At 72.2% G+C, this 19,835-nt stretch carries 17 protein-coding genes; 4 read left to right on the top strand and 13 right to left on the bottom strand.

Annotated features, from left to right (window positions below):
* Position 1: 1 nt before the first annotated feature.
* Both AVL59_RS00460 and pdhA (AVL59_RS00455) read right to left on the bottom strand, forming a co-directional pair.
* Positions 2-988 carry an alpha-ketoacid dehydrogenase subunit beta gene (locus AVL59_RS00460; protein WP_067299228.1) on the bottom strand — a complete coding sequence of 329 codons (987 nt, stop codon included), beginning with the start codon at positions 986-988 and terminating at the stop codon, positions 2-4.
* Between the two features lie 2 nt (positions 989-990).
* The gene (gene pdhA, locus AVL59_RS00455) at positions 991-2,193 is read right to left on the bottom strand and encodes a pyruvate dehydrogenase (acetyl-transferring) E1 component subunit alpha (RefSeq protein WP_067299227.1); all 1,203 of its coding nucleotides are present in this window, start codon (positions 2,191-2,193) and stop codon (positions 991-993) included.
* Positions 2,194-2,882: 689 nt separating this feature from the next.
* Here pdhA (AVL59_RS00455) and AVL59_RS00450 point away from each other — a divergent pair.
* Complete coding sequence (locus AVL59_RS00450; RefSeq protein ID WP_208870567.1) at positions 2,883-3,899, top strand: phosphotransferase; 1,017 nt, start codon at positions 2,883-2,885, stop codon at positions 3,897-3,899.
* A 74-nt stretch (positions 3,900-3,973) separates the two neighbouring features.
* On the opposite strand, the gene AVL59_RS00445 is transcribed toward AVL59_RS00450, so the two are convergent.
* Positions 3,974-5,566, bottom strand: coding sequence for a protein kinase domain-containing protein (locus AVL59_RS00445; RefSeq protein WP_079146454.1), 1,593 nt, complete (start codon positions 5,564-5,566; stop codon positions 3,974-3,976).
* Between the two features lie 343 nt (positions 5,567-5,909).
* Here AVL59_RS00445 and AVL59_RS00440 point away from each other — a divergent pair, with 343 nt between their 5' ends.
* Positions 5,910-7,559, top strand: a complete 1,650-nt coding sequence (locus tag AVL59_RS00440) for a protein kinase domain-containing protein (RefSeq protein ID WP_067299226.1) — start codon at positions 5,910-5,912, stop codon at positions 7,557-7,559.
* Positions 7,560-7,671: 112 nt separating this feature from the next.
* Here AVL59_RS00440 and AVL59_RS00435 read toward each other — a convergent pair whose 3' ends face one another.
* The gene (locus AVL59_RS00435; RefSeq protein ID WP_067299225.1) at positions 7,672-8,217 is read right to left on the bottom strand and encodes a bacterial proteasome activator family protein; all 546 of its coding nucleotides are present in this window, start codon (positions 8,215-8,217) and stop codon (positions 7,672-7,674) included.
* A 176-nt stretch (positions 8,218-8,393) separates the two neighbouring features.
* Between AVL59_RS00435 and AVL59_RS00430 the strand changes: the two genes are divergently transcribed.
* Positions 8,394-9,008, top strand: a complete 615-nt coding sequence (locus AVL59_RS00430) for a hypothetical protein (RefSeq protein WP_067299224.1) — start codon at positions 8,394-8,396, stop codon at positions 9,006-9,008.
* A gap of 23 nt (positions 9,009-9,031) precedes the next feature.
* Here the strand turns inward: AVL59_RS00430 and AVL59_RS00425 are convergent, their stop codons facing one another.
* The 7 genes from AVL59_RS00425 to pdhA (AVL59_RS00395) are packed head-to-tail and all read right to left on the bottom strand — an operon-like array spanning position 9,032 to position 16,917.
* Positions 9,032-10,012 (bottom strand): NAD(P)H-quinone oxidoreductase, encoded by a 981-nt coding sequence (locus tag AVL59_RS00425; protein WP_067299223.1) that lies wholly within the window; start codon positions 10,010-10,012, stop codon positions 9,032-9,034.
* 47 nt (positions 10,013-10,059) lie between these two features.
* Positions 10,060-11,157, bottom strand: a complete 1,098-nt coding sequence (locus AVL59_RS00420; RefSeq protein WP_237281403.1) for a potassium channel family protein — start codon at positions 11,155-11,157, stop codon at positions 10,060-10,062.
* Positions 11,154-12,497 carry a molybdopterin molybdotransferase MoeA gene (locus AVL59_RS00415; RefSeq protein ID WP_067299221.1) on the bottom strand — a complete coding sequence of 448 codons (1,344 nt, stop codon included), beginning with the start codon at positions 12,495-12,497 and terminating at the stop codon, positions 11,154-11,156. Before AVL59_RS00415 ends, AVL59_RS00420 begins: the two co-directional genes overlap by 4 nt.
* Complete coding sequence (locus AVL59_RS00410; RefSeq protein ID WP_067299220.1) at positions 12,494-13,378, bottom strand: NTP transferase domain-containing protein; 885 nt, start codon at positions 13,376-13,378, stop codon at positions 12,494-12,496. Before AVL59_RS00410 ends, AVL59_RS00415 begins: the two co-directional genes overlap by 4 nt.
* Positions 13,379-13,424: 46 nt before the next feature.
* Positions 13,425-14,771, bottom strand: coding sequence for a dihydrolipoamide acetyltransferase family protein (locus tag AVL59_RS00405; RefSeq protein WP_067299219.1), 1,347 nt, complete (start codon positions 14,769-14,771; stop codon positions 13,425-13,427).
* Positions 14,771-15,775, bottom strand: coding sequence for an alpha-ketoacid dehydrogenase subunit beta (locus tag AVL59_RS00400; protein ID WP_067299218.1), 1,005 nt, complete (start codon positions 15,773-15,775; stop codon positions 14,771-14,773). Before AVL59_RS00400 ends, AVL59_RS00405 begins: the two co-directional genes overlap by 1 nt.
* Positions 15,772-16,917, bottom strand: a complete 1,146-nt coding sequence (pdhA, locus tag AVL59_RS00395; RefSeq protein WP_067299217.1) for a pyruvate dehydrogenase (acetyl-transferring) E1 component subunit alpha — start codon at positions 16,915-16,917, stop codon at positions 15,772-15,774. Before pdhA (AVL59_RS00395) ends, AVL59_RS00400 begins: the two co-directional genes overlap by 4 nt.
* Positions 16,918-17,092: 175 nt before the next feature.
* Here pdhA (AVL59_RS00395) and AVL59_RS00390 point away from each other — a divergent pair, with 175 nt between their 5' ends.
* On the top strand, positions 17,093-17,593 hold the full coding sequence (locus AVL59_RS00390) for an Lrp/AsnC family transcriptional regulator (protein ID WP_372450372.1): 501 nt from the start codon (positions 17,093-17,095) through the stop codon (positions 17,591-17,593).
* A gap of 14 nt (positions 17,594-17,607) precedes the next feature.
* On the opposite strand, the gene AVL59_RS00385 is transcribed toward AVL59_RS00390, so the two are convergent.
* Positions 17,608-18,195 (bottom strand): TetR/AcrR family transcriptional regulator, encoded by a 588-nt coding sequence (locus AVL59_RS00385; RefSeq protein WP_067299215.1) that lies wholly within the window; start codon positions 18,193-18,195, stop codon positions 17,608-17,610.
* Complete coding sequence (locus AVL59_RS00380) at positions 18,192-19,706, bottom strand: 3-hydroxyacyl-CoA dehydrogenase (RefSeq protein WP_067299214.1); 1,515 nt, start codon at positions 19,704-19,706, stop codon at positions 18,192-18,194. Before AVL59_RS00380 ends, AVL59_RS00385 begins: the two co-directional genes overlap by 4 nt.
* Between the last annotated feature and the right edge of the window lie 129 nt (positions 19,707-19,835).

The raw sequence follows: 19,835 nt of genomic DNA, 5'->3' as shown, positions 1-19,835 counted from the left end.
CTCAGTACGCCAGGGCACGATCGACGGCGTCGAGCACCCGGTCCAGACCCGGCAGGTACTCCTCCTCCAGGCGCGCCGGCGGGTACGGGGCGTGGTAGCCGCCGACCCGGAGCACCGGGGCCTCCAGGTGGTAGAAGCAGCGCTCCGTGATCCGGGCGGCGATCTCCGCACCGGAGCCGAAGAACACCGGCGCCTCGTGGACGACGACCAGACGGCGGGTCTTCTCGACCGAGGCCTGGATCGAGTCGAAGTCCAGCGGGGACACCGAGCGCAGGTCCAGGACCTCCAGGGACTTGCCCTCCTCGGCCGCCGCGTCCGCGACCTCCTGGCACAGCTTCACCATCGGTCCGTAGGCGGCCAGGGTGAGGTCCGTGCCCTCGCGGACGACCCGCGCCTTGTGCAGCGGGCCGGGGATGGCGTCGGTGCTGACCTCGCCCTTGTCCCAGTAGCGGCGCTTGGGCTCGAAGTAGATCACCGGGTCGTCGCTCTGGATGGCCTGCTGCATCATCCAGTAGGCGTCCGACGCGTTGGACGGGCTGACGATCTTCAGGCCGGCCACGTGCGCGAACAGCGCCTCGGGGGACTCGGAGTGGTGCTCGACCGCGCCGATGCCGCCGCCGTAGGGGATGCGGATGACGACCGGCATCTTGACCTTGCCCAGGGCGCGGGCGTGCATCTTCGCGAGCTGGGTGACGATCTGGTCGTAGGCCGGGAAGACGAAGCCGTCGAACTGGATCTCCACCACCGGGCGGTAGCCGCGCAGCGCGAGGCCGATCGCGGTGCCGACGATGCCCGACTCGGCGAGCGGGGTGTCGATGACGCGGCTCTCGCCGAAGTCCTTCTGCAGACCGTCGGTGACCCGGAAGACACCGCCGAGCTTGCCGACGTCCTCGCCCATGACGAGGACCTTGGGGTCCGTCTCCAGGGCGCGGCGCAGCGACTCGTTGATCGCCTTGGCCAGCGCCATGGTCTTGGTCTCGGCTGCCATGATCAGACCCCCTCTGCCTCTGCGTCCGCGAACGACGCCTGGTAGGCGGCGAACTGGGCTCGCTCCTCGTCGACGAGCGCGTGCCCGTCCGCGTACACGTTCTCGAAGATGGCGAAGTGGTCCGGGTCCGGCATGGCACGGACCGCTTCGCGCACTCGCCTGCCCAACGCCTCGGACTCGCTCTCGAGTTCCGCGAAGAATCCCTCGTCCGCGTGGTTTGAGACCTCCAGGTACCGGCGAAGGCGCAGGATCGGGTCCTTGGCCTCCCAGGCCAGCCGCTCCTCGTCACCGCGGTAGCGGGTCGGGTCGTCGGAGGTGGTGTGGGCACCCATGCGGTAGGTGTAGGCCTCGACCAGGGTCGGGCCCTCGCCGTTGCGGGCACGCTCCAGCGCCCACTTGGTGACCGCGAGGCAGGCGAGCACGTCGTTGCCGTCCACGCGCACGCCCGGGAAGCCGAAGCCCTGGGCGCGCTGGTACAGCGGCACGCGGCTCTGCTTCTCGGTGGGCTCGGAGATGGCCCACTGGTTGTTCTGGCAGAAGAACACCACGGGGGCGTTGTAGACCGCGGAGAAGGTGAACGACTCCGCCACGTCGCCCTGGCTGGAGGCGCCGTCGCCGAAGTAGGCGATGACGGCCGAGTCCGCTCCGTCCTTGGTGATACCCATCGCGTAGCCGGTGGCGTGCAGCGTCTGCGAGCCGATGACGATCGTGTACAGGTGGAAGTTGTTGCTGTTGGGGTCCCAGCCGCCGTTGTTCACGCCGCGGAACATCCCGAGCAGGTTGGTCGGGTCGACCCCGCGGCACCAGGCGACGCCGTGCTCGCGGTAGGTCGGGAAGACGTAGTCGTCGTCGCGCAGGGCGCGGCCGGAGCCGATCTGGGCGGCCTCCTGGCCGAGCAGCGAGGCCCACAGGCCCAGCTCGCCCTGGCGCTGCAGGGCGGTGGCCTCGGCGTCGAAGCGGCGGGTGAGCACCATGTCGCGGTACAGGCCGCGCAGTTCGTCGGCGGTGATCTGGGCGACGTAGCCGTCGTACTCGGCGTTCTTGACCCGCTTGCCCTCGGGCGTCAGAAGCTGCACGAGCTCCGGGTCGGTGCTCTTCTTGGTGGTGCGCTTGGTGCCGGTGGTCCCGGTCCTGCTGCCGGTGGTGCCGGCCTTGCCTGCGGCGCTGCGTCGCGGCTTGCGCGCGGCACTGCTGTCCACGGTCACGTGTGCTCCTCCGTCGTTCCGGCCCCCGGGGTTGCCGGTAGGCCAGTGCGGCTCACCTGTTGTCGACCACCGGGCACGGGGTGGGTGCCACTCGGCCGGGAACAGGCGTGACAGGTGCCCCGGCGAGCGCCCTGCGACTTTTACGTTACCCAGTGCTCCACATTTCTGTGAAACCCCTCCTGACCTGCGTTTTTGCTTGGATTTCCAAGTAAATCCGCATGGCTCGGAAGAGCGCTGGTCACAGCCTTGCAGGAGGCCGGAGCTACGGCACGTTATCCCGGCGACCCGGGACACGGGAAGAGCCTTTGTGTGACACTCACCTCGTGCACGAAGATGGAAAAGTCCTGGTATTTCTGTTCGACGACCATGCGAGACACCGTCGGTCGAACCGGGGATCCAGGTCGTCGGTGAGGCCGGTGCGGCGGCCGTCGAACCGGTGCGTATTCCGGACACAGGGCCCGATGTGACGGTGCGCCGGACCCATGACCGCACCCCACCGAGAAAACGATCAAGAATTACGTCTCCGGCCCTAATGCGGGCGGCATTTCCGCCGGACGGTTTGACCGAATTTTTGACACACCGTATGACCGAAAGCGACCGTCGGCGACTGCCTGTGACAAGCCCCAGCTCACAGGCGCTTTACGTGCCCTAACATCTGGCGCGTGCCGCGCTCATCTGTACCACCCCTAGTGCCCCACGCGCCCCCTCTGGGCGCCTTGCTGCGTCTGTACGCCGCCGGTAGCGCCCTCACCTGCGATCCGGTCGACCAGGGCCTCCTCAACCGCGGCTACCGGCTGAGCACCACGCGCGGCCGCTACTTCCTCAAGCACCACTTCGACCCGGACACCGCCGACCCCGCCGCCATCGAGCGCCGGCACCGGGCCACCCAGCGTCTGGCCGACCTCGGCGTCCCGGTCGCCCCGCCGCTCGCGCACCGCGAGGGCCGTACCGTCGCCGTCGTCGGCGGCCACGCCTACGCCCTGCACCCCTGGATCGACGGCCGCCACCGCCACGGCGGCCAGCTCACCCGGGGGGAGAGCGCGCGCCTCGGGGCGCTCCTGGGCGCCGTGCACGCCTGCCTGGAGCGCGTGATGCCCCCCAAGGGGCGCACCCGCCCGGCCACCGGCCCGCATCCCGTGAAGAGCGCCGATCCGGCCGCCACCTTCGCCGTCATCGACGACCTGCTCGCCCAGGTGCGCCGCCGACGCCCCGCCGACGCCTTCGACGAACTGGCCCGCCACCGGCTCCTGGAGCGCCGTGCCCTGCTGGAGCAGCACGCCGAACGGCGTCCGCCGCGCGGCGGCTCGGTGGGCTGGGTGCACGGCGACTTCCACCCGTTCAACCTGCTCTACAAGGGCGATGCCCCCGCCGCCATCGTCGACTGGGACCGGCTCGGCGTGCAGCCCCGCGCCGAGGAGGCGGTACGCGCCGCCGCGATCTTCTTCGTACGGCCCGCGGGCGCGCTGGACCTGCCCAAGGTGCGGGCGTACGCGCGCGCGTACCGGCGCGCGGCCGGGGCCACGCCCTCGGAGCTGGCCGCGGCGGTGCACCGGGTGTGGTGGGAGCGCCTGAACGACTTCTGGATGCTGCGCTGGCACTACGAGCGCGGCGACACCCGCGCGGACTGCCAGTTCCCGGCCGCCTCGGCGCTCGTGGTGTGGTGGACGCGGGAGTACGACGCGGTGTGCGACGCGTTCGTCGCCTAGGCAGGGCCGTGGCGCCGCCTAGGCGGGGCCACGGCGGCTCAGGGCGTGGCCGCGGCGGTCGGCGTCGGTGGCCTTCAAGTTCCGTCGCCGGCGGTGGTGCCGTCCGTGGTGCCCGCGTCCGTGCCGCCGACCGTGGTCCCCACGTCGGTGCCGCCGTCCGCCGGGTCCGTCGGGTCCGACGGGGTGGTCGCGGGATCCGTCGGTCCCTCGGAGGTCGGCGCGTCGGTCGGCGCGTCGGTCGGGTCGGAACTGGTCGGTTCGGACGGGGTGGACGGCTGCGAGTACGACGGCTCCGGGGCGGAGCCGGTGCCCGTGTCCGACCCGGTGTCCGTGCCGGGGTCCGTGGGCTGGTCGGTGGTGTCGTCCGACGGCGTCACGGAGGGCTTGTCGTCCTTGTGGGTCTTCGAATGGCTCGGCTTCGGAGTGGTGGGGGCGCCGCTGCCGGTGTCCTGGTGCCGGAGCGCGAGCGCGACGCCCGCCGCGATCGCGATCACCGCGAAGACGGCGAGGATCCACAGCTTGCCGCGGCCGCTGCCCCTGTTGCCGTGTCCCTCGAAGCCGCCGTCGTCCCCGTGGCCGTATCCGGCGGGCAGGATCGGCTGCGGGATCTGCGCGGTGCCGGCGCCGAACTCGCCCGGGTGCTGCATCGCGGTCGTCCCCGTGAAGCCGCCCGCCGGGGTGTGCCGGCCGTCGTGCGCCGTCACCGGACCGGTGTTCCAGGTGCCGGTGTGGCCGCCCTGGTCGTACAGCATCTGCAGGCTGTACTGGACCATGCCGCGCATCTCCTCGGCCGTCTGGAACCGGTCGTCGGGTTCCTTGGCGAGCGAGCGCATGACCATGCCGTCCAGCTCCGGCGGGCAGCCGTCGGAGAACTCGGAGGGCGGGGTCGGGATGTCCTGGACGTGCTGGTAGACCACCGACAGCGGGGTCTCGCCGGTGAACGGGGGCCTGAGCGCGAGCAGTTCGTACAGCAGACAGCCGGTCGCGTACAGGTCGGAGCGGTGGTCGACGGCCTTGCCGAGCGCCTGCTCCGGGGAGAGGTACTGCGGGGTGCCCATGACCATGCCGGTCTGCGTCATCGTCGTCGACGCGCCGTGCAGGGCGCGGGCGATGCCGAAGTCCATCACCTTGACCGCGCCGTTGTGCGTGATGATCACGTTCGCGGGCTTGATGTCGCGGTGCACGATGCCGTGCTGGTGCGAGTAGGCGAGGGCCTCCAGCACCCCGGAGACGATGATCAGGGCCTGCTCGGGGCCCGGCGCCTCGGCGTTCATCAGCAGGTCGCGGATGGTGCGGCCCTCGACCAGCTCCATCACGATGTACGGCACGGACTGGCCGCCCACGTAGTCCTCGCCGGAGTCGTACACGGCGACGATCGCGTGGTGGTTGAGCCCGGCCACCGACTGGGCCTCGCGCGTGAAGCGGGCCTTGGACGTCGGGTCCTCGGCCAGGTCGGCACGGAGCAGCTTGACCGCGACGGTGCGGCCCAGACGGACGTCCTCGGCCGCGAACACCTCGGCCATGCCGCCCCGGCCCAGCCGGTGTGTGAGCCGGTACCGGCCGTCGCCGACGAGCCCTCCGTTGCCCCACATCTCCGGCGTGTCTGACATGCCGCCGCCAGTCGCCTCGGGGTCGGACGGGCCCTGGGCGCTGTGCGTCTGTGCCATCGGTCCTCGCCGTCGTTTCTGCCCGCGGTGCGCGCGGTGTTGTTACGGTCTCCGTCGGCCACGCTACAGCCTCCGCGCAAGCCTCCGGTCCGGGATCGGTACCTGGACCGGCCCGGGAACGACCGGCCATGAAACCCGTAGCACGCGCTGTCGTGCAAATTCTGTGTGCTCGTCGTACTTCCGCTGTAACGCTTCCGCGACGCTTCTTTCGCGTACGGTCACGGAACGGGCACCGCGCTTGACGTGTCGGTGCCCTGGGGCAGACTTGGCCGGGAATGACACATTCGATCAAGGCATGTTCGCCAGGCGACGGCGCCGGACGGCCAGTGGGGGACACGGAAAGATGAGCCAGGACGGCGCACACGGCCGGTACACGGGGCAGTCGCTGGCCGGCGGCCGCTACCAGCTGCGCGACTTGCTCGGCGAAGGCGGCATGGCCTCGGTGCACCTGGCGTACGACGCCGTGCTGGACCGCCAGGTCGCGATCAAGACGCTGCACACCGAGCTGGGCCGGGAGCAGGCCTTCCGCGAGCGCTTTCGCCGCGAGGCCCAGGCCGTGGCCAAGCTCACGCACACCAACATCGTCTCCGTCTTCGACACCGGCGAGGACGACCTCGGCGGCATGACGACGCCGTACATCGTCATGGAGTACGTCGAGGGCCGCCCGCTGGGTTCGGTCCTGGACGAGGACATCCGGCAGTACGGCGCGATGCCCGCCGACAAGGCCCTGAAGATCACCGCGGATGTGCTGGCCGCGCTGGAGATCAGCCACGAGATGGGGCTGGTCCACCGCGACATCAAGCCGGGCAACGTGATGATGACCAAGCGCGGCGTGGTCAAGGTCATGGACTTCGGCATCGCCCGCGCCATGCAGTCCGGGGTCACCTCGATGACCCAGACCGGCATGGTCGTCGGCACCCCGCAGTACCTCTCGCCCGAGCAGGCCCTCGGCCGGGGCGTGGACGCCCGGTCCGATCTGTACTCGGTCGGCATCATGCTGTTCCAGCTGGTCACCGGCCGGCTGCCGTTCGACGCGGACTCCCCGCTGGCGATCGCGTACGCGCATGTACAGGAGGAGCCGGTGGCTCCTTCCTCGATCAACCGCTCGCTGCCCCCGGCGGTGGACGCACTGGTCGCCCGCGCGCTGAAGAAGAACCCGAACGAGCGCTTCCCGACCTCGGAGTCCATGCGCGACGAGTGCCTCCGGGTCGCCGCCTCCCTCCAGGGGTCGGCGCCGAGCATCGTGCCGGGCTCCGGCCCGACGCAGAGCGGCTCGGGCGTCGGCTCCGCGGTGTTCCCGCCGGTCGGCCAGTCGCCCCAGTCGCCCACCGGCCCGGTGCAGACGCCGTACCAGCCGACTCCGGCTCCGGGCCCGTACGGCACCCCGGCGCCCACCCCGGCCCCGGCCCCGGCCCCGGCGTACGGCTATCCGCAGCAGGGCGGCTACCAGACCCCTCCCGTGGGGTACGGACAGCAGGCTTCCGCGACGCCGCCGCCGTACAACCTCACGCCCCAGACCTCGGTCCAGTCCGCGGGCGCGGGCGGCGGCAAGAGCAACAAGCCTGTGATCATCGGCTCGATCGTGGTGTCCCTGGTCGCGGTGGTCGGCCTGATCGTCGCGCTGACGCTCAACGGCGGCGACGACAACGAGGGCGGCGGCGGTGGCGCCAGCCCCTCGGCGTCGACCCGTCCGTCGGGCTACCGGGGCCCGGACACGTCCAAGACGATCGACAAGACCGAGTGCTCGGAGCCGCAGGAGTCCTACGAGGACGCGAGCAAGATCCGGCTGCCCGACTTCCGGTACAAGAACATCGACTCCGTGAAGGCGTGTTTCCAGGCCGCGGGCTGGGAGTACAAGATCAAGAAGCAAGACAACAACACCTGGGGCGACGGGACCGTCCTCGACCAGTTCCCCTCCCCGGACACCGATGTCGACCCGAAGAACATGGACAAGGTCGAGCTGACCGTCTCGACGGGCGTTCCCCCGCAGTGACCGGCGCGGTGACCGATCGCCCGGCGATCGCGATGTGACGGATATCACTTCATAGGCGAAGGGCCCGGCGGTCGTCCGCCGGGCCCTTCGCGTGACCGTCTTCGTGCACGGCTTACAGATACGGTCCGCCCGAGCGGCCTCCGGCCCGGGGGTCGTCGCCGTCCTCGTGGCCCCCCACACCCGGCGGGAGCGCGCGGCGCATCTGCTCCAGCTGGGCCCGCGCGGCCATCTGCTGGGCGAACAGCGTCGTCTGGATCCCGTGGAACAGGCCCTCCAGCCACCCCACCAACTGGGCCTGCGCGATGCGCAGTTCCGCGTCGCTGGGGGTCACGTCGTCCATGAAGGGCAGGGAGAGCCGCTCCAGCTCGTCGACCAGCTCAGGGGCGAGGCCGTCCTCCAGCTCCTTCACCGAACTGCGGTGGATCTCCTTGAGCCGGGCCCGGCTCGCCTCGTCCAGAGGAGCGACACGCACCTCCTCCAGGAGCTGCTTGATCATGCTGCCGATGCGCATGACCTTGGCGGGCTGTTCCACCTGGTCCGTCACCGGCGTCTCGCGGGAGTCCTCGTCTCCGTTGCCGCCGCTGAGCGCCATGCCGTCCTGGCCCACGACCAGGATCTGCGGATTCTCCGGCGACCGTTCGTTCCTCGGCATCTCCATGCCGCCATTCTCTCGCACGCCCACACCTCATCACCGTGGTGCCCCCTCGCGCGGCTGATCCACCGTTTAGACCCGACGGCCCAATAGGAAATGCCCGGTTGGCCATGAAATGTGAGGCTGAATTCCGTCCGAATTCCGTCGGTCATGACGACTGGGCTTCCGGGAGGTCACCCGACGTGACTCCATGGCTGCGACTCATACTGCGCTTCGTCCGGCTGCTGCTCGTCCTCGCGACGGCTGTGCCGGTGTACGGCGCGGCCCCCGCCTACGGCGCGCAGGCCGCCCCGCCCGACCCGCCCGCGCCCTCGGCCCGGCCCACCCGGTCCGCCTCCCCCGGCGCACGGGCCCCGGCCTCCGCGGCCGCACCGGTGCCGGTCGTCGGCGCCGCTTCCCGCTCGGCCTCTCCCGCCGAGCCGTCACGGGCCGGGAGCCGGGCCGGGGAGGGCCGGATGCGTCCGGGCCGCCCGGACGGGCCGGCCTCGGAGGAGGAGGGCGACGACGACACCGGCCCGGTCACCGGGGACCCGCGGGAGACCGCCCCGGAGGACGCCTACCCGGAGGAGCCGGAGACCGCGGACTCCCCGGCCGGGACGCCGGCGGCCACCGGCTCGCCCCAGGAGGCCGGTCTGAACCCCGCCCGGCCCCCGCTGCGGCCGACGAGCCGCGGAGACGTCCACCAGGGCGAGGCCTCCGACGAGACCCTGCGGATCCTGCCGCTGGGCAGCGGCCTGGTCCTGATCGGCCTGGGCCTCGGCCTGGCGTTCCTGGGCCTGCGGGTACGCCGGAGCTGAGCCGCCGGCCGCGGCGCGGCCCGCTAGGGCGCGACCAGCAGCACCTTGCCCATGTGGCCGCTCGCCTCCACCACCCGGTGCGCCTCGGGCGCCTGCGGCATCGGCAGTTCTCGGTCGACGACCGGGCGGATCTGCCCGCTCGCGAACAACGGCCACACATGCTCGCGTACGGCCGCCACGATGGCCGCCTTCTCGCTCAGCGGCCGGGCCCGCAGCGAGGTCGCGCTGATGGCGGCCCGCTTGTTCAGCAGGGCGGCGATGTTCAGCTCACCCTTGATGCCGCCCTGCATGCCGATGATCGCGAGCCGCCCGTTGACCGCGAGGGCCTGCACATTGCGGTCCAGGTACTTGGCGCCCATGTTGTCGAGGATGACGTCGGCGCCCGCGCCGTCCGTGGCCCGCTCGATCTCCGCGACGAAGTCCTGTTCGCGGTAGTTGATCAGCACGTCCGCGCCCAGCTCGGCGCAGTACTCCAGCTTCTCCTTCGTCCCGGCGGTCACCGCGACCCTGGCCCCGACGGCCTTGGCCAGCTGGATCGCCATCGTGCCGATGCCGCTGGAGCCGCCGTGCACCAGCAGCGTCTCGCCGGGCCGCAGATGGGCGACCATGAAGACGTTGGACCAGACCGTGCAGACCACCTCGGGCAGGGCGGCCGCCTGCTTCAGGTCCACGCCGTCGGGCACGGGCAGCAGCTGCCCGGCCGGAACGACGGCCTTCTCGGCGTAAGCGCCGCCGGCGAGCAGCGCGCACACCTCGTCTCCGACGGCCCAGCCGGAGACCCCGGAGCCGAGTGCGGCGATCCTGCCGGAGCACTCCAGGCCGGGGTACGGGGACGCGCCGGGCGGCGGGTTGTAGAAGCCCTGCCGCTGCAGGATGTCGGCACGGTTGACGGCGCTGGCCACCACCTCGACCAGCACTTCGCCCTCGCCGGGCACCGGATCGGGGACCTCGTCCCACACCAGCGCCTCGGGCCCACCAGGTTCGGCAATCGTGATCGCATGCATGCACGCGACGCTACTCTCCGCCGGTGGCGCCTTCGGGGCAGACCCGCTCAGTCGCCGGGCAGCGGGCGGGGATGCGGGGTGACCCGGGTACCGGGCGTCGCCCGGACGATCGTGATCAGACGGTCCGTGAGCTGGAGGGTGCCGACGGACGGGTCGTCGTAGCCGAGCACCCGGTGGCCCCGTACGACGCTCACCACGAGGTCGTCCGTCTCGCGCGGGGACTTGCCCGCCTCGGCCCGCACCACGGGCCGTTCGACGAGGTCCAGGCCGCTGCCCTGCTGGATCAGGTCCTCCATGACCATGCCGGCGGCGGGGCTGAGCACGGAGAGGCCGAGCAGCCGGCCGGCCGCACCGGAGCTGGTGATGACGGCGTCGGCGCCGGACTGCTTGAGCAGCGGGGCGTTCTCCTCCTCGCGCACGGCGGCCACGATCTTCGCCCGCCGGTTGAGCTGCCGGGCTGTCAGGGTGACGAGGACGGCGGTGTCGTCGCGCTGCGGGGCGACGATGATCTGCCGTGCCTTGTGGACCTCGGCGCGTTTGAGCACCTCGCTGCGGGTGGCGTCGCCCATGACGCCCGCATAGCCGTCGGCGGTCGCCGCGTCGATCACCTTGGAGCTGGGGTCGACCACGACGACCTGCTCTTTCTTCAGCCCGTTCGCGCAGACGGCCTGGACGGCCGACCGGCCCTTCGTGCCGAAGCCGATGACGACGGTGTGATCACGCAACGCGGACCTCCAGCGGTTCAGGCGCCATTCCTCCCGGGTGCGTTCGGTGAGGACCTCCAGCGTGGTACCGACCAGGATGATCAGGAACAGCACCCTCAGCGGCGTGATGACGAAGATGTTGGTGAGCCGGGCACCGTCGCTGACCGGGGTGATGTCGCCGTACCCGGTGGTGGAGAGGGTGACGGTCGCGTAGTAGAAGGCGTCGAGAAGGTCCACCGGGCCGTCGGAGCTGTCGCGATAGCCGTCGCGGTCGACGTAGACGATCAGGGCGGTGGCGACCAGCACCGCGAGGGCCATGAGCAGCCGTTTGGCGACCTGGCGGAGGGGCCGCTCCACCACTTTCCTCGGGAGTTTCACCCGATGGGTCACCGGATCCTCGTCCGCCCGGCGGGCAAGGGCGTCATGGCCCGGAGGTTTCACGTGAAACACACCCCGATTCCGGCCGCCGCCCAGGGCAGGTCCAGCAGCTCGGCCTCCTTCCCCTGCGGGGCCCCGCCCGGCGGTACGACGGCCAGCGCGTCGGCGGCGGCGATGCCGCGCAGCATGGCCGGGCCGTTGTAGTGCAGCGGTACGGCACGGTCGCCGCGCAGCACCACGGGGACGAGCCGGGTGTCGTACGGATGTCCCTGCACCGTCTCCGTGAGCGGCAGCGTGTACGGCTCGGGCGCGGGGCGGGCGGCGAGGGTGCGCAGCAGGGGCTCGGCGAGGGTGATCAGGCCGGAGACGGCCGCGAGGGGGTTGCCGGGCAGGCCGACGAGGTGCTGGTCCTCGTTGATGCGGGCGAGCAGCATGGGGTGGCCGGGGCGCACCTTGACGCCGTCGACGAGGAGTTCGGCGCCGATGCGTTCCAGGGTGGGGTGGACGTGGTCGACGGGTCCGGCGGCGGTGCCGCCGGTGGTGAGGACGAGGTCGGCGTCGGAGGCGGTGAGCGCCTTGTGCAGGGCCTTGGCGTCATCACCCAGTCGGCGTACGGCGGTGACCTCGGCACCCATCGCGCGCAGCCAGGGCGGCAGCATGGGGCCGAGCGCGTCCCGGATCAGTCCGTCGTGCGGGAGTCCCTCGGTGAGCAGTTCGTCGCCGAGGACGAGTACTTCGGCGCGGGGGCGGGGGACGACGGTGACGGTGTCGTATCCGGCGGCCGCGGCGAGGCCGAGGACGGCGGGGGTGACCAGGGTGCCGACGGGCAGCAGCTGCTCGCCGTTGCGGCACTCCTGGCCGCGCGGGCGGATGTCCTGGCCGTGGCTCACCTCCCGGGTGGCGTGGAGGCGGCCCTGGGCGTCGCTGCGGCCGTGTTCGGTGCGCAGGACGGCGGTGGTGTCGGCCGGGATGCGCGCGCCGGTCGCGATACGGACCGCCTCGCCGTCGGTCAGCGGCTCGGGCTGCGCATGTCCGGCGAGCACGCCCTCGTCCCGCACCTCCCAGGGGCCCGGTCCGGCGACGGCCCAGCCGTCCATCGCGGAGGTGTCGAAGGAGGGCAGGTCGGTGAGGGCGTCGAGAGGAGCGGCGAGGACCAGGCCGAGGGCGTCGGCGAGGGAGACGGAGACAGGAGCACGGCGGCCGGCCGAGCGGACGGCGCGGGCGGCGGTCTCACGCGCCTGGGGCCAGGGGGTGGCCCTGTGCCGCTCGCCCGGGGCTGCGGGGGAGGACACCGGCGTCTCGCTGTCGTCCTTGGGTTGCCTCACGAGGGCCAGAGCCTCCTCGACGGCCAGGTCGTCGCTGTCCTCGTCGATCGCTCCGGTGCGGGTGCCGGGGGCGGTCATCCGGCGTCCGGGCCGTTCTGCGCGTTCTCTTCCTCCCAGCGCAGCGCCAGTGCGGCGGCCCTGCGGGCGGCCTCGGCGACGGCCTCGGGGCCTCCCCCGCCTTGGGCTGCGGCATAGCCGACCAGGAAGGTGGTCAGCGGTGCGGCGGGCCGGGCCACGCCGTGCGCGGCGTCACGGGCAAGGTCGAGCAGGACGCCGGTGTCGACGTCCAGGTCGATGCCCAGCTCGGCCTTGACTGCGGAGATCCATTCATCCAACACGTGCCCATGCTCCCTGATGCGTGCCCTGGCGTCGGCGATGTCGTCCCAGGTGTCGCAGTCGAAGGAGGCGAGCGGGTCCGGGACGCGGGTGAGTTCGAGGGCGCCGGTCAGCCGGCGCAGGGGCAGGCCGGTGAGGCCGTCGGGCGCGGCCCCGAGGGCCGCAAGGGCACGGCGCAGCGCCGCGGTGCGGTAGGCGGCGACGAGCGGCTGGTCGCGGCCGCCGGGGTCGGTGAGCAGCGCGCCGTCGGCGCCGGTGTCCCGCAGGGTGGTCAACAACCGCTCCAGCGTGGCCGCGCGGAGGAACGGCAGGTCGGCGGAGAGGACGACGGTGTGCTCGGCCGTGGTGAGGCGCAGACCGGCCTCCAGGGCGGCGACCGGTCCGGCGCCGGGCGGCTCCTCGCGCGCCCAGCGCACCGGGCGGGCGGTGGACCGGACGTCGGCCACGACGACGGTCGTACGGGCGCCGGCGCAGGCCGCGAGCACCCGGTCGAGCAGCGCCCGCCCGCCGACCCGCAGCCCTGGCTTGTCGGCCCCGCCGAGCCGTCGCGCGGCACCACCGGCCAGCACCACCGCGTCGTACGGCGCGGTGGTCCCGTCGGCTGCGGGCGGGGTGTCGGTCACCCTCCGAGTATGTCCTCTCGGCCCGCGATCCAGACTTTCGTGTGGGTCACAGAGTGCGCAGCAGCACCGCCGGCTGTTCCACGCAGTCCGCCACGTACCGCAGGAAGCCGCCTGCCGTGCCGCCGTCGCAGACGCGGTGGTCGAAGGTGAGCGAGAGCTGGACGACCTGGCGCACGGCCAGCTCGCCCTCGTGCACCCACGGCTTGGGGACGATGCGGCCGACGCCGAGCATGGCCGCCTCGGGGTGGTTGATGATCGGGGTGGAGCCGTCGACGCCGAAGACCCCGTAATTGTTCAACGTGAAGGTCCCGCCAGTGAGTTCCCCGGGGGTCAGCGTCCCGGTCCGTGCGGCCTCGGTGAGCCGGGCGAACTCCGCGGTCAGCGACTCGGCGTCGCGCGCGTGGGCGTCCCGGACGACCGGCACGACCAGGCCGCGCTCGGTCTGTGCGGCGAACCCGAGGTGGACGTGGTCGAGTTGGACGACCTCGCGGGCGTCGGTGTCGACGTAGGAGTTCAGCTCGGGGTGCCGTGCGAGGGCGGCGGTGCAGATGCGGGCGAGCAGCGCGAGAAGGGAGATCTTCGGTGCTCCCGCGGCGTTCATCGCGGCCCGTGCGCGCATGAGTTCCGTCGCGTCGGCGTCGACCCAGCAGGTCGCGTCGGGGATCTCCCGGCGGCTGCGGGAGAGCTTGTCGGCGACGGCGCCGCGCACGCCCTTGAGGGGGGTGCGGATGCCGTCGCGGTCGGGGGAGATACGGACGGCCGGTGCCTGTGCCACGGCGGCGACGGGCGCCCCGGCCGGGTGGGCCGTCCCGGCGCGGAGCGCTTCCTCCACGTCCGCGCGCAGGATCAGTCCTTCCGGCCCCGAGCCCGCCAGGTGGCGCAGATCCACGCCGCCCTCGCGGGCGAGGCGGCGGACCAGGGGGGAGATCACGGGCACGGGGCCCTCGGTCCGGGCGGCGGTCACGCGCGCGTGGCCGGCCCCGGTGGAGACCACGGGCCGGTCCGGCCGCCGCGCACCGGTGGGCCCGTCGGCCGTGACCGGCCCCACGGGTGCCGACCGCACCCTGCGCCGGCGCGCCGGCGCGTCCGAGGTGCCGTACCCGACCAGCACGTTGCCCGAGCCCTCGCCCTCCCCTCCGGGAGCCGACGGGCCCACGGCCACCGTCAACAGCGGCGCGCCCACGGGAAGTTCCGTGCCCTCCTCGCCGAAGCGGGCGGTGACCACGCCGCCGTAGGGGCAGGGGACCTCGACCATCGCCTTGGCCGTCTCGACCTCCACGACCGGCTGGTCGATGGCGACGACGTCACCGACCTGCACCAGCCAGCGGACGATCTCCGCCTCGGTGAGTCCCTCGCCGAGGTCGGGAAGCTTGAACTCCAGCACCTGTGCCATCAGCCCTCGGCCTCCCACTGCAGGCGTGCCACGGCGTCCAGGATGCGGTCGACGCCCGGCAGGTGGTGCCGCTCCAGCATCGGCGGCGGGTAGGGGATGTCGAAGCCGGCCACGCGCAGCACCGGCGCCTCCAGGTGGTGGAAGCAGCGCTCGGTGATGCGGGCCGCGATCTCGCCGCCCGGCCCGCCGAATCCGGTCGACTCGTGCACGACGACCGCGCGTCCGGTGCGCCGGACGGCCGCGCAGACCGTCTCGTCGTCGAACGGCACCAGGGAGCGCAGGTCGACGACCTCCAGGTCCCAGCCCTCCGCCCGGGCGGCCTCGGCGGCCTCCAGGCAGACCGGCAGGGACGGACCGTAGGTGATGAGCGTGGCGCTGCTGCCCGGGCGGCGCACCACCGCGCGCCCGATGGGCTCGACCTCGGTGGGGTGCTCGGGGTTCCAGGTGTCCTTCGCCCAGTAGAGCCGCTTGGGCTCCAGGAAGACGACCGGGTCGTCGGAGGCTATGGCCTGGCGCAGCAGCCCGTAGGCGTCGGCGACGGTGGCGGGCGTGACGACGTGGAGGCCCGGGGTGGCCATGTAGTAGGCCTCGGAGGAGTCGCTGTGGTGCTCGACGCCGCCGATGCCGCCGCCGTAGGGGACCCGGACGGTGATCGGCAGGGGCATCCGGCCGCGGGTGCGGTTGCGCATCCGCGAGACGTGGCTGATCAGTTGCTCGAAGGCCGGGTAGGCGAAGGCGTCGAACTGCATCTCCACCACCGGGCGCAGGCCGTACATGGCCATGCCGACGGCGGTGCCGAGGATGCCCGCCTCGGCCAGCGGGGTGTCGGTGCAGCGGTCCTCGCCGAACTCCTTGGCGAGGCCGTCGGTGACCCGGAAGACACCGCCGAGGGTGCCGACGTCCTCGCCCATGACGTGCACGGCGGGGTCGGCGGCCATCGCGTCGCGCATCGCGCGCGTGAGGGCCTGCGCCATGGTGGCGGGCTTGACGGCGACGGTGGTCATCGAAGGTCGCCTTCCTGGTCGTTCTGCTCCGCCTCCAGCTCGGCGCGCAACAGGGCGCGCTGCTCGCGCAGTTGCGCGGTGGTCTCGGCGTAGACGTGGTCGAAGAGGTCCATCGGGTCGAGCTCGGGGTCCCGGTTCATGCGCTCGCGCAGGTCGGCGGCCATCGCCTCGGCGTCCTGCCGGGCACTTTCGATGCCGGCCTCGTCGAGCAGTCCACGTGTGGTCAGCTCCCTCTCCAGCAGCTGGACGGGGTCGTGGGCACGCCAGGCCTCGACCTCGGCGTCGCCCCGGTAGCGGGTGGCGTCGTCGGCGTTGGTGTGGGCCTCGATGCGGTAGGTCACCGCCTCCACCAGGGTCGGGCCGCCGCCTGCGCGCGCGTGGCGTACGGCGTCGCCGAGGACCTCGTGCACGGCGGCCGCGTCGTTGCCGTCGACCAGCCGGCCCGGCATGCCGTACCCGACGGCCTTGTGGGCCAGGGAGGGTGCGGCGGTCTGCTTGGCGAGCGGGACCGAGATGGCGAAGCCGTTGTTCTGCACGAGGAAGACGACCGGTGCCTGCCAGACGGCGGCGAAGTTCAGCGCCTCGTGGAAGTCGCCCTCGCTGGTGCCGCCGTCGCCGACCATGGCGAGCGCGACCACGTCGTCGCCCTTGAGTCGCGCGGCGTGCGCGAGGCCGACGGCGTGCGGGAGCTGCGTGGCCAGCGGGGTGCTCAGGGGAGCCACCCGGTGCGCGTAGGGGTCGTAGCCGGTGTGCCAGTCGCCGCGCAGCAGGGTCAGCGCCTCGACGGGGTCCACGCCCCGGGCGACGACGGCGAGGGTGTCGCGGTAGCTGGGGAAGAGCCAGTCGCGCTCCTGGAGGGCCAGCGCGGCGGCGACCTCGCAGGCCTCCTGGCCGGTGCTGGACGGGTAGACGGCGAGTCGGCCCTGCTTGGTGAGCGCGGTGGCCTGGGTGTTGTACCGCCGGCCGCGCACCAGCTGGGCGTAGAGCCTGCGCAGCAGGTCCGGGTCGGCCTTGGCGGCCGCTTCGGTGCCGAGGACGCGGTAGGGCTCGGCGTCGGGCAGCAGCGGCGCGGGGTCCATACGGGGCTGCCAGGCGGGCGGCGGCGATGGCCGGTACGCGCCCCGCTGCTCCATGACCGTCATGACGGCACCTCCTCGTGGGAGCGGCTACGGGAGGCGCGTCGGCTGTGACTCGCCTCACCAACCGATTGTTCGGTCGTCGGCACATTTTGGCTACAGGCCCCGCAAGGCTGTGGACAAACGGTTCTCCACAGCCTGGAATGAATGCAGGACGTCCACGGCGATGAAGCGGGGGGACATGGCAGCTGAACAAATGGCCGAAGGACCGCAGGACGGCACCCCTCTGCCGCCCGCGCGCCCGCTGGACGCCATCGACCAGGACATCCTGAAGATCTTGCAGGCCGACGGCCGTGCGTCGATACGTTCGGTCGCCGAACGCGTCCATGTCTCGCGGGCGAATGCCTACGCGCGCATCAACCGTCTCGTCGAGGACGGGGTGATCCGGGGTTTCAGCGCCCGCGTCGACCACGAGCGGGCGGGGCACGGCACGTCCGCGTACGTCACGCTGAAGATCGTCCAGAACACCTGGCGCACGGTCCGCGAGCAGCTCAGACAGCTGCCCGGCGCCTCCCACATCGCCCTGGTGGGCGGCGACTTCGACGTCCTGCTCCTGGTGCACACGCCCGACAACCGGTCGCTGCGCGAGCTGGTGCTCACCCGGCTCCAGGCGATCCCCGAGGTGCTCAGCACGCGCACGCTGCTGGTGTTCGAGGAGGAGGACCTGGAACCGGAGACCTGACGTCGGGCCGGACGTCAGCTCTGGCGCAGCCCCGAGAAGACCAGCCGGACCACGGCGTCGGCCACCTCGGGACCGCTGGCGCCGCGCGCCTCGGGCCGGTACCACTCCACGACGGAGTTGATCATCCCGAAGACCAGCCGGGTGGCCAGCCGCACCTCCACGTCGCCGCGTATGTCGCCGTCGGCGGCAGCCGCCTTCAGCAGCTCGGCGACCCGGTGGTCGAAGTCGCGGCGCCGCTCCAGCGCCCAGCGCTCGGTCTCGGTGTTCCCGCGCACGCGCAGCAGCAGTGTCACGTACGGCAGCTCGGCTATGAGCACCTCGACCATGCGCCGCACCACGTGCTCCAGGCGGTCCGCGGCGCGCCCCACGCGCGCGTGCTCCTCCTCCAGGATGGCGAACAGCCCGTCCAGCGCCCGGCTGACGGCCCGGCGCAGCAGCTCCTCCTTGCCGCTGACGTGGTGGTAGATGGACGACTTGGAGATGCCGGCCGCCCGGGAGAGATGCTCCATGGAAGTGCCGTCGTAGCCACGCTCGTTGAAGACCTGGACGGCGACGGAGAGCAGCGTCTCGGGGGTGTAGGTGTCGCGCTTGACGGTCGTCATGGGGTGCCCTCCCGCTGGTCGGTGGCGTACGCGTGACGGTAGAGCGCGAGGGACGGCGCGTACCGGCCGGAGGGGTCGCGCAGGTGCAGATCGTCCAGCAGGTCGTAGGCCCAGCCGCGGCCGAGCCTGCGGCTCCACTCGAACGGGCCGAGCGGGTAGTTGACGCCGAGGCGCATCGCGGTGTCGATGTCCTCCTCGGTGGCCACGCCCTTGGCGACGGCGTCGTGCGCGAGGTCCACGATCCGGGCGACCGTACGGGCGACGATCATGCCGGGAACGTCGCCGACGACGCTGACGTCCTTGCCGAGCGCCTGGAAGAGGCCGATGGCCTCGGCGAGAGTCTGCTGCGCGGTGTCGTTCGAGGCGGACAGGGCGATACGGGTGGCCTTGCGGTAGTCGAAGGCGAGGTCGAAGTAGACCACGTCGCGGAACTCCACGGAGGTCTGGCCGTCGGCGAGGACCAGCTGGCCGCCGCTCGGCAGCACCAGCCGGGTGCCGTGGTCCTCGTCCTCCTCGCGGATCTGGATGCCCGCCTCGTGGATCAGCGGAAGGAGTTCGGCCGCGGGGCCGAGGCTGCCCTCGGTGACGACGTACGCGGGCGGCCGCTCCTTCTCGGCGGTGTGCGGCTCGGCGCGCTCGGCGTCCTCGGCGTAGTCGTACCAGCCGTGCCCGGACTTGCGGCCGAGCCTCCCGGACTCGACCAGCCGGCGCTGGGCCAGCGAGGGCGTGAAGCGGACGTCCTGGAAGAACGACTGCCACACGGAGTGCGTGACGGACTCGTTCACGTCCTGCCCGATCAGGTCGGTCAGCTCGAACGCGCCCATCTTGAAGCCGCCCGACTCGCGCAGCACCGCGTCGATGGTGGCCGGGTCGGCGGCCTGGGCCTCGTAGACGGCGAAAGCCTCGGCGTAGAAGGGCCGGGCGATGCGGTTGACGATGAAGCCGGGAGTGTCCGCGCAGGCCACGGGCGTCTTGCCCCAGGAGCGGGCCGTCTCGTACGCGCGCGTGGCCGAGGTGACGTCGGTGGCGAACCCGGAGACGACCTCGACCAGCGGCAGCAGCGGGGCCGGATTGAAGAAGTGCAGGCCCAGGAAGCGGCCGGGGTTGCGGAGAGCGCCGCCGATGGCCGTCACGGACAGCGACGAGGTGTTGGTGGCGAGCAGGCAGTCCTCGGCGACGATCTCCTCCAGCTCGCGAAAGAGCTGCTGCTTGACGTCCAGCCGCTCCAGGACCGCCTCGACGACCAGCGCGCAGTCGGCCAGGTCGGCGAGACCGCCCGCGGGCGTGAGCCGGGCGAGGGCCGCGTCCCGGTCGGCGGCGCCGAGCCGGTCCTTCGCCACGAGCCGGTCGAGACGGGCGCCGATCGCCGCGGCCGCCTCCTGGGCGCGCCCGGGAACGGCGTCGTAGAGCCGCACGGGGTGGCCGGCCACCAGCGCGACCTGGGCGATGCCCTGGCCCATGGTGCCGGTGCCGACGACGGCCACGGGGCTGCTGAGGTCGAGTGCTGTCATGTGCGCGATCCTCCCGCACGACGTTTTCCACAGATACGGCGGACCCCCTTGTCCCGACCGATCGTTCGGTTACTCTAGCTCTGACTGCCTGTTCCCGCCTCTGTTTCCGCCCAGGTCGAACTCGACGAA

Source organism: Streptomyces griseochromogenes (assembly GCF_001542625.1).
Taxonomy (GTDB): domain Bacteria; phylum Actinomycetota; class Actinomycetes; order Streptomycetales; family Streptomycetaceae; genus Streptomyces; species Streptomyces griseochromogenes.
Note: the sequence above shows the minus strand (reverse complement) of the source record. Positions and strands in the feature narration are given on the sequence as shown.

Coding starts and splice junctions, on each gene's coding strand:
- AVL59_RS00380 (WP_067299214.1), bottom strand. CDS start 19,706: ATGACAGCACTCGACCTCAGCAGCCCCGTGGCCGTCGTCGGCACCGGC.
- AVL59_RS00400 (WP_067299218.1), bottom strand. CDS start 15,775: ATGACCACCGTCGCCGTCAAGCCCGCCACCATGGCGCAGGCCCTCACG.
- AVL59_RS00440 (WP_067299226.1), top strand. CDS start 5,910: ATGAGCCAGGACGGCGCACACGGCCGGTACACGGGGCAGTCGCTGGCC.
- AVL59_RS00460 (WP_067299228.1), bottom strand. CDS start 988: ATGGCAGCCGAGACCAAGACCATGGCGCTGGCCAAGGCGATCAACGAG.
- AVL59_RS00415 (WP_067299221.1), bottom strand. CDS start 12,497: ATGACCGCCCCCGGCACCCGCACCGGAGCGATCGACGAGGACAGCGAC.
- AVL59_RS00385 (WP_067299215.1), bottom strand. CDS start 18,195: ATGACGACCGTCAAGCGCGACACCTACACCCCCGAGACGCTGCTCTCC.
- AVL59_RS00425 (WP_067299223.1), bottom strand. CDS start 10,012: ATGCATGCGATCACGATTGCCGAACCTGGTGGGCCCGAGGCGCTGGTG.
- AVL59_RS00405 (WP_067299219.1), bottom strand. CDS start 14,771: ATGGCACAGGTGCTGGAGTTCAAGCTTCCCGACCTCGGCGAGGGACTC.
- AVL59_RS00390 (WP_372450372.1), top strand. CDS start 17,093: ATGGCAGCTGAACAAATGGCCGAAGGACCGCAGGACGGCACCCCTCTG.
- pdhA (WP_067299217.1), bottom strand. CDS start 16,917: ATGACGGTCATGGAGCAGCGGGGCGCGTACCGGCCATCGCCGCCGCCC.
- AVL59_RS00435 (WP_067299225.1), bottom strand. CDS start 8,217: ATGGAGATGCCGAGGAACGAACGGTCGCCGGAGAATCCGCAGATCCTG.
- AVL59_RS00445 (WP_079146454.1), bottom strand. CDS start 5,566: ATGGCACAGACGCACAGCGCCCAGGGCCCGTCCGACCCCGAGGCGACT.